We start from the raw sequence: 6,300 nt of genomic DNA, 5'->3' as shown, positions 1-6,300 counted from the left end.
TCCGGGGCGGCCCGGCCCGCCCGCGGCCGAGCCGCCGGTGCTGCCCGGTGCGCAGATCGGGCGAGCACGGGATGCGCACTCGCTTCCGGATGCGCACCCGCTTCCGGATGCGCACCCGCTTCCGGATGCGCACTCGCTTCCGGATGCGCACCCGCTTCCGGATGCGCACCCGCTTAATGAAGATACGGGAGGTGCATTTGTGGAGTACATCCAGTTCATGCAAAAAAACACCCCGCTGCTCCTGGAATACGGCCAGAACCACCTGACGCTGGTGCTCTGGGCCGTGGCTCTGTCCCTGCTGCTCTGGGTGCCCGTGGGCGTGCTGATCACCGGCCGGGAGAAGTGGGCCAACCGGGTGCTGGGGATAGCCAATACCATCTTTTGCGTGCCCAGCCTCTCGCTGTTTGCCGTCATGGTCACCATCCCCTTTCTGGGCCTGGGGCGGCGCTCCGCCCTGGTGGCGCTGGTGCTCTACGCTATGATGCCCCTGGTGCGCAACGTCTACCAGGGCATCAAGGGCGTGGACCCCAGTGTCATTGAAGCCGCCCGGGGCATGGGTATGAGCTACTGGCAGATCATGCGCGAGATCCGGCTACCCCTGGCTGCGCCGGTGATTTTTGCCGGTTTCCGCATCACTGCGGTGATGACCACGGGCATTGCCGCCGTGGCCACCTACATTGGCGAAAGGAATCTGGGGCGGCTGATCTCCGAGGGGCTGACCCGCTTCAATATTGAGATGATTGTGGTGGGGGCCATGCTGGTGGCGGCCATTGCCATTGTCCTGGACGGGCTGCTGGGCGTGGTGGAGAGAATGCTGGTACCCCGCGGCCTGCGGGTGCGCCGCGGTTAGAGGATGCGGCGGCCAGTCCGGGCCGTGCCCCGGGATGACGCTTGGTAAAGGAGGCGGCAGTCTTGATTGAACTAATCGAAGTGACCAAAATTTACAGGGGGCAGCAGGTGCCGGCGGTGGACCGGCTATCCATGAAGATAGAAAAGGGTGAAACCTGCATCTTTGTGGGGCCGTCGGGCTGCGGCAAGAGCACCACCCTGCGCATGATCAACCGCATGATCGAGCCCACTTCGGGCACCGTGCTGATTGACGGCCAGGATGTGCGCCAAAGCGATCCGGACCGGCTGCGCATGGGCATTGGCTATGTCATCCAGCAGATTGGCCTTTTGCCCCACCGCACGGTGGCCGAAAATATTGCCATCGTGCCCCGCCTGTACGGCTGGCCCAAAGAAAAGATCAGCCAGCGGGTGGATGAGCTGCTGGCCCTGGTAGGACTGGACCCGGCAACCACCCGGCACAAGTACCCCGCCCAGCTCAGCGGTGGTCAGATGCAGCGGGTGGGGGTGGCCCGGGCCATGGCCGTGGACCCGCCGGTGATGCTCATGGATGAACCCTTCGGCGCTGTGGACCCGGTGGTGCGCAACTACCTGCAGGACGAGTTTTTGCGCCTGCAGCGGGAAATGAAAAAGACCATCTGCTTTGTTACTCACGACATCAACGAAGCCATCAAGATGGGCGATAAAATAGCCATTTTCAACCAGGGTCGGCTGGTGCAGTACGGTACGCCCTACGAGATCCTCACCCGGCCAGCCAACGATTTTGTGCGCGACTTCATTGGCTACGACCGGGCGGTCAAGCTGCTCAGCCTGTTCCCGGTGGAAAAGCTGGTGCAGCGCCGGGCGGTCACGGTAACCCGGCCGGAATGGGCCCGGGCCGGGGAGAAAGTAGCGGATCAGCGGGCAGCGGGGTGCTTTATGCTGGATGAGGCCGGGCGGCCGGCGGCCTTTGCGCCGGCCGGGGCGCTGGCCGGGACCGACTGGGAGCGGCAACTGGAACAGGGGCGGGAGGCGCTGGTGCAGGCCACCACCCTGCTGCGCGACGCCCTGTCGCTGATGCTGGAACTGGGCCGGGATTGCCTGGGGGTGCTGGACGGTGAGCAGCCGGCGGGTGTGATCACCCTGGAGGAGATCCGGCAATACACCTGTCGAAAAGAGGGTGGGCTATGAGCTGGGAGCGTTTTCAGGAAGCCTTTTTCCACCGGGCTCCCGAAGCCCTGCTGGTGCACTGCTTCATGGTGCTGGTGGCCGTAGTGCTGGCGGTGGCCGTATCGGTGCCCGTGGGCATTTTGCTCACCCGGCCGCGCTACCGGTCCCTGGGGGTAGTGGTGCTCAATGTTTTAAACCTTTTGCAGACCGTGCCCGGCCTGGCCATCGTGGCCCTGGCCATGCCCTTTCTGGGCATGGGCTTAAAGCCTACCATAGTGGCGCTGGTGGTGCAGGCTCTTTTGCCCATTGCCCGCAATACCATTGCCGGTTTGAACGGGGTGAGCCCCGAGGTGAAAGAAGCGGCGCAGGGTATGGGCATGTCCCAGCGCCAGGTGCTCTGGGAAGTGGAAATTCCCCTGGCCCTGCCGGTGATTTTAGCCGGCATTCGCACCTCCACGGTTTATGTGGTTAGTGTGGGAACGCTGGCCGCCTACATCGGCGGGGGCGGTCTGGGCGATTTAATTCTGATCGGTCTGAACATGTTCTGGCCCGAGTTCCTGCTGGTGGGAGCCGGTCTGGGGGCGCTTTTGGCCATTTTCCTGGACCGGGCCCTGGGCTATCTGGAACACCGGGTGGCACCGCCCGCCCGGGAGGCCTGATCATTGGATGAAGATATAAAGGGGGTGGGAGAAGGCCGCTTACTGCAGCAGCTGGAGTTGACTGCCGGAGATTGACCGCATTGGGCCGCACAGCCAAGAGCCGGAGGAAAAAGCCGGCTAAAAACTGGACGACAGCACAGTGTAAGATGGGGGAACCTGGCCAACCAAACATGAGAAAGGGGTAGGACTATGAAAAAATTTTTACGGTACAGCCTGCTGGGCCTTTTAGTGCTGGCCCTGCTGGTCAGCGCGGTGGGCTGCGGCGGCAGCCAGAGCGGCCAGCCGGCCGACAAAGCCGCCACCGGCAGCAATGCGGGCGGCGAGAAGAAACCCACTATTGTGATCGGCTCCAAGACCTTCACCGAGGCGCTTTTGTTGGGCACGCTCACCTACCAGTACCTGCAGCACCTGGGCTATCCCGTGGAAAACAAAGTGGGTCTGGGTGAGCTGGCGGTGATCCGGCCGGCCCTGGAATCCGGACAGATCAGCGGTTATTGGGAATACACCGGCACGGTGCTGATCAACGTGATGAAGCACGAACCCAGCTTCAATGAAGAGGCCTGCTTTACCCTGGTCAAGGAGTGGGATGCCAAGAACGGCCTGGTCTGGCTGGATTACGCGCCGCTCAATGACACCTACGGCATCATGGTGCGCAAGGATATCGCCCAGAAGTACAACCTGACCAAGACCTCGGAACTGATTGAGCAGATCAAGAAGGGCGAGCCCATCCGCTTTGTGAGCACCCAGGAGTACAACGAGCGCCCGGACGGCCTGGCCCACTTCGAAGGGGTTTATGGTTTCAAGTATCCCAAAAAGCTCCTGATCAATGCCGCCCTCAACGTGGGTTATGAAGCGCTGAAGGCCAAGCAGGCCGAGGCCGGCCTGGCCTTCACCACCGATGCTCGGGTCAAGGCCTACGACCTGGTGATGTTGGAAGACGACAAGAAGGCCTTCCCGGTGTACAACGCCGCCCCGGTCTTCCGCAAGGAGATCATCGACGCCTACCCGCAGCTGCCCGAGCAGATGAAGAAGCTGAGCTCGCTACTGGATGATGCCACCATCATGGAGTTGAACAAGCAGGTGGATGTGGACAAGAAGACCGTGGAGGAAGTGTCCAAAGAGTTCCTGAAAGCCAAAGGGTTGATTAGTTAAGCCCGCAACGGTATGCATCCTGGGCGCTATTGTTCAGGAGGACCTGCCGGGTAGGACAGGGAATTACACTTAATCGAACAAACAGCCGGCCGCGCCTGAGCAGCCGGCTGTAACTCACCTGGGAGGAGGTAAGCCCATGGGCATTTTTCAAGGCGATCTGGTTTATGTAAACCTGAGCACGGGAGATATCAGGCGCCGGCCCTGTCCGGAGGAAGTGCTGCGCGCTTTTCTGGGCGGGCGGGGCCTGGGCGCATACATTTTGCTGCGCTATCTGTCCGGTCGGGTGGAGCCCCTGGCGCCCGAGAACATCCTGGTGCTGGCGCCCGGGCTTTTGGGCGGCAGCCGCATGATTACCACGGGCCGGCTGCACCTGACCGCCCGCTCGCCACTCACCAGTCTGATCGGTTCTTCCAACGGCGGGGGCAAATTTGCAGCGCGCCTTGGGGCGCTGGGCATTGTGGCCCTGGTGATCACGGGCCGGGCGGCGCGGCCGGTATATATCCGCCTGGAGGAGGAGCGGGTGAGCATTGAAGATGCCTCCGCGCTGTGGGGACAGAAAACCCATGCGGCGCGCCGGCTGCTCAAAGAACGGGAGGGTGAGGCGGCGGAAGCTGTGCTGATCGGCCCGGCCGGGGAACACCTGTCGGCTCTGGGTTGTGTGGCCACGGCGGTGGGGCACGCGGCGGGCCGCACCGGTATGGGCGCCGTGATGGGCTCCAAGAACCTGAAAGCGGTGGTCATCCCCACTGCGCCCCGCGTGCCGCCCGCTTCCCCCCAGGCCGGGCAGGCGGTGCAGGAATTTGTGGCCAAACTGCGCGCGTTGCCCTGCTGGGAGGAGTAGACTAAAGAAGGTTCGGCCAGCAGCGTTTCCTGGACCGTGCGCCTGGGCGCAGCCGGGGTGAAAAATTTTAACCAGGTGACCTTTGACGGCGTGGATACCGCCTGCGGCTCGGCCTACCAGCACCTGGTCATCGGGCGCCATGCCTGCTACAACTGCCCCGTGCACTGCCGGGCTTTTGTGCGGCTGGACCAGGGGCGGCACGCCGGTTTTGTGGGCGACCGGGGCGAATACGAGCCCCTGTCCATGTGGAGCCTGCGCTGCGGCAATGCCGACGGGCGGGAGAGCATCTACCTGTGCAACCTGTGTGATGAATACGGCATTGACAGCTACGATGCCGGCTGTCTGGTGGCCTTTGCCATGGACCTTTACGAGCGGGGCATTTTAACCCGCGAGGATACCGGCGGGCTGGAGCTGACCTGGGGCAATGTGCCGGCTATGGAGGAGCTGCTTTGGCGCATGGTCTACCGGCGCACCTGGCTGGGCGATGCTCTTTCCCGGGGCATGGCGCAGGCGGCGGCCATCATTGGCCGGGGGGCGGAGAAGTACGCCTATCACGTCAAAGGGCTGGCCCTGCCCATCATGGACCCGCGGGGCTTTAAAGGCAGCGCCCTGGGCTACGCCGTGCTGCCCCGCGGCGCCGATTTCAATCAGGTTTATGCCAAACCCGAGTACGCCTACACCCCGCAGCAGGCCCGGGAGGCTTACGGTACCGAACAGGCGGGCGACCGGCTGAGCGAGGAGGGCAAGGCCCGCATGGTCAAACAGTGTATGAGCGCCAGTGCGGCCTTAGACGCTCTGGGCATCTGCCGCATTCCTGTTCAGGCCATGCTGTTGGACTTCGACCTGGTGGAAACCGCCCGGGTGGTGGCGGCTCTGGCCGGGGAGCCGGTGAGCGGGGCCGATTTGCTGGCGGCGGGCGAACGCATTGTGAACGCGGAGAGGCTGTTCAACTTCCGCTGCGGGGCCAGCGGGCGGGATGACCGGCTGCCGGAGAAGTTCCTGCGCGAGCCGGTGCCCGAAGGGCCCTGCCGGGGCCAGGTGGTGCGCCTGGATTTTATGCTGCAAGAGTTTTATGCACTGATGGGCTGGGAGGCCAACGGTACGATTGGCCCGGCCCGGCAGCGGGAGCTGGGCCTGGCCGGGCTGGATGGCAGCGAAGATGTCGCCACTATTGCCGCAATGTGATTGTGCGGATACTGCCGCGCCGGCATTGTTTGCGAGCGGGCTCGTTTGGGTGGAACACATGCGGGTGCGCATCCCGTGCGAGAACAGGATACGCACCCGCAGGCGGCAATACCTGGCGCGGCAGTATCCGCGCTCGCTCCGTGGCTAAAGCGCCGACGGCAAGACGGCGCGGCTGCGGACCGCACCAGCGCGGCGCTCGTATGCGGCATGGGACCATTTGCCTTCCTATGCCGGGCACAGTGCACCTCAGTTTCGCTTCAGCTGCGGCATAGCTTTGGCCTCGCCACTCGCGCCGCGGGTGCGGCGACCTCGCCGCGCCTGTGCCGTTAACGGCGCTCCGCAAGTCGCTCGCTTCGGATAACTGCCACGCCGCGCTGTGGCTCACGCCGATAACGCGGGTGCGCTAATCCCGTGCGAGCCCGTCCGGAGCACCGGCTGCAGCACCCGGCGAGGCCGCGGCAGCGGGCC

At 63.8% G+C, this 6,300-nt stretch carries 6 protein-coding genes and 1 pseudogene; 6 read left to right on the top strand and 1 reads right to left on the bottom strand.

The annotated features are described in order from the left end of the window. On the bottom strand, window positions 1-223 hold a 223-nt coding region (locus ACUVTU_RS12955; protein ID WP_445890371.1), incomplete at its 3' end, for a hypothetical protein. Between ACUVTU_RS12955 and ACUVTU_RS12950 the strand changes: the two genes are divergently transcribed. The 6 genes and pseudogenes from ACUVTU_RS12950 to ACUVTU_RS12925 all read left to right on the top strand — a co-directional run. Next, window positions 200-850, top strand: a complete 651-nt coding sequence (locus ACUVTU_RS12950; protein ID WP_445890370.1) for an ABC transporter permease — start codon at window positions 200-202, stop codon at window positions 848-850. The two genes, ACUVTU_RS12955 and ACUVTU_RS12950, sit on opposite strands and share 24 nt — an antisense overlap. Before the next feature lie 62 nt (window positions 851-912). Next, window positions 913-2,016: an ABC transporter ATP-binding protein gene (locus ACUVTU_RS12945; protein ID WP_445890369.1), complete on the top strand. Its 1,104-nt coding sequence runs from the start codon at window positions 913-915 to the stop codon at window positions 2,014-2,016. Beyond that, window positions 2,013-2,654, top strand: a complete 642-nt coding sequence (locus ACUVTU_RS12940; protein ID WP_445890368.1) for an ABC transporter permease — start codon at window positions 2,013-2,015, stop codon at window positions 2,652-2,654. Before ACUVTU_RS12945 ends, ACUVTU_RS12940 begins: the two co-directional genes overlap by 4 nt. A gap of 189 nt (window positions 2,655-2,843) precedes the next feature. Then, a complete protein-coding gene (locus ACUVTU_RS12935) occupies window positions 2,844-3,806 on the top strand; it encodes an ABC transporter substrate-binding protein (RefSeq protein WP_445890367.1) in 963 nt (320 codons plus the stop codon). A 136-nt stretch (window positions 3,807-3,942) separates the two neighbouring features. Next, window positions 3,943-4,647, top strand: coding sequence for an aldehyde ferredoxin oxidoreductase N-terminal domain-containing protein (locus ACUVTU_RS12930; protein ID WP_445890366.1), 705 nt, complete (start codon window positions 3,943-3,945; stop codon window positions 4,645-4,647). Between the two features lie 15 nt (window positions 4,648-4,662). After that, window positions 4,663-5,832: pseudogene (locus ACUVTU_RS12925) on the top strand (aldehyde ferredoxin oxidoreductase C-terminal domain-containing protein); the annotation flags it as partial. Window positions 5,833-6,300: the final 468 nt, after the last annotated feature.

The sequence above is a fragment of the Desulfurispora sp. genome (assembly GCF_052744395.1).
Note: the sequence above shows the minus strand (reverse complement) of the source record. Positions and strands in the feature narration are given on the sequence as shown.

Excerpts from the sequence above, each read along its gene's own strand:
- ACUVTU_RS12940 (WP_445890368.1), top strand. The coding sequence starts at position 2,013 with ATGAGCTGGGAGCGTTTTCAGGAAGCCTTTTTCCACCGGGCTCCCGAA.
- ACUVTU_RS12935 (WP_445890367.1), top strand. The coding sequence starts at position 2,844 with ATGAAAAAATTTTTACGGTACAGCCTGCTGGGCCTTTTAGTGCTGGCC.
- ACUVTU_RS12930 (WP_445890366.1), top strand. The coding sequence starts at position 3,943 with ATGGGCATTTTTCAAGGCGATCTGGTTTATGTAAACCTGAGCACGGGA.